Below are 1,972 nucleotides of genomic sequence, written 5' to 3'. Positions count from 1 at the left end.
GGGCAGCACGACGTCGGAGAACAGCGTCGTCGACGTCATGCGGAAGTCGAGCGTGACGAGCAGGTCGAGCTTGCCCTGCGGCGCCTCGTCCCGCCAGGTCATCGACCGCGGGCGGCGCTCGGGGCTCGACTCGGCCGCGTTGACCGCGGCGTCCGTGCCGAGCAGGTGCTTGAGGAAGTACTCGTTGCCCTTGCCCGACGACCCGAGGATGTTCGCGCGCCACACCGTCACGACGCGGGGGAAGTTCGCGGGGTCGTCCGGGTCCTCGCACGCGAAGCGCAGGTTCCCGGCCTTGAGCTCGTCGACCACGTGCTGCGCGGGTTCCTTGCCCGCCGCACGGGCCTCGTCCACCAGGTCGAGCGGGTTGCGGTCGAACGTCGGGAAGCTCGGCATCCAGCCGCGCTGCGCCGACTCGACGAGCGTGTCCGCCGTCGTGCGCCCGGAGAACTGGCCCTGCGCGAGCGGCGACGCGAGCGCGTCCGCGGGCAGGCCGTCGTAGCGCCACTGGTCCGTCGCGAGGTACCAGAACGCCGTGCCGATCATCTGCCGCGGCGGGCGCGACCAGTCCAGTCCGCCTGCGTACTGCGCCCAGCCCGTGACCGGCCGGCACTTCTCCTGCCCCACGTAGTGCGCCCACCCGCCGCCGTTCACGCCCTGGCAGCCGGTGAGCGTCGTGAGCGCGAGCATCGCGCGGTAGATCGTGTCGGAGTGGAACCAGTGGTTGGTGCCCGCACCCATGATGATCATCGAGCGACCGCCCGAGTCCAGCGCGTTCTGCGCGAACTCCCGCCCGATGCGCTCGGCCGCCGCGGCCGGGACCCCGGTGAACCGCTCCTGCCACGCGGGCGTCGCGGGCGTCGCGTCGTCGTCGTAGCCCGTGGGCCATTCGCCGGGCAGCCCCAGCTCCGGGCGGTTCACGCCGTACTGCGCGAGCAGCAGGTCCAGCACCGTGGTGACGAGCCGCCCGCCGACGCGGCGGGCCGGGACCCCGCGCACGACGACGCCTGCGCCGCCCAGGTGCGCGGCGGCCTCGTCGCCCGGCGTCGGGTCGAGGTCGAACCGCGGCAGCGCGACGGCGACCGTCTCGTAGGTGAGCTCCGCCGAGGTTGAGCCCTGGTACCCCGAGGTAGAGCCCTGGTCGGCCGAGGTAGAGCCCTGGTCGGGCGAGGTAGAGCCCTGGTCGGCCGACGGCGGTCGCCCGGGGACGGTGTCGCGAGTGGGGGCGGCCTGCGGAGCACCCCAGAAGACCCCGTGCGGGTCGGCGACCGAGAGCAGCGGGTCGATGTCGCCGAGGTCGAGGTTCCAGCGGCCCGCGTCGGCCTCGCCGTAGCGGTGGCCGAGGCTGCCGTTCGGGACGCGCGGCGTGCCGTCGGCGTCGAGCACGACGGTCTTGAAGCGCGCGTTCGAGGAGGCGGCGTCGTCGTCGCCGGGGTGCCCGACGCCGTCGGGCAGGTCCGCCGCGGTGAGGAACTTCCCCGGGACGTACGTGGCGCGGCCGGGCCCCGGCGCGTCGCCGTGCTCGTCGAGGACGACGAGGTGCGGGAGGTCGGTGAAGCGCGCCGCGTACTCGGCGAACTGCGGGGTGCGGCGCTGCGCGTAGTGCTCGGTGAGGATGACGTGGCCCATGGCCTGGGCGAGGGCGCCGTCGGTGCCGGGATGGGGTGCGAGCCACTCGTCGGCGAACTTGGTGTTGTCGGCGTAGTCGGGGGAGACGACGACGACCTTCTGCCCGCGGTAGCGGGCCTCGGTCATGAAGTGGGCGTCGGGGGTGCGGGTGACCGGGACGTTGGAACCCCACATGATGCAGTAGGTGGCGTTCCACCAGTCGGCGGACTCCGGGACGTCGGTCTGGTCGCCGAACACCTGCGGGGACGCGACCGGGAGGTCGGCGTACCAGTCGTAGAACGAGAGCATGGTGCCGCCGAGCATCTGGACGAACCGGGCTCCGACGCCGTGGGACACCATGGACATG

At 73.2% G+C, this 1,972-nt stretch carries 1 protein-coding gene; it reads right to left on the bottom strand.

What is annotated here, in order from left to right; translation table 11 throughout:
• Positions 1–1,972: molybdopterin-dependent oxidoreductase (locus ABWU78_RS20845; RefSeq protein WP_439159385.1), on the bottom strand; the 1,972-nt coding region annotated here is incomplete at both ends.

The sequence above is a fragment of the Cellulosimicrobium sp. CpK407 genome (genome assembly GCF_051844275.1).
Classification (GTDB): domain Bacteria; phylum Actinomycetota; class Actinomycetes; order Actinomycetales; family Cellulomonadaceae; genus Cellulosimicrobium; species Cellulosimicrobium cellulans_G.
Note: the sequence above shows the minus strand (reverse complement) of the source record. Positions and strands in the feature narration are given on the sequence as shown.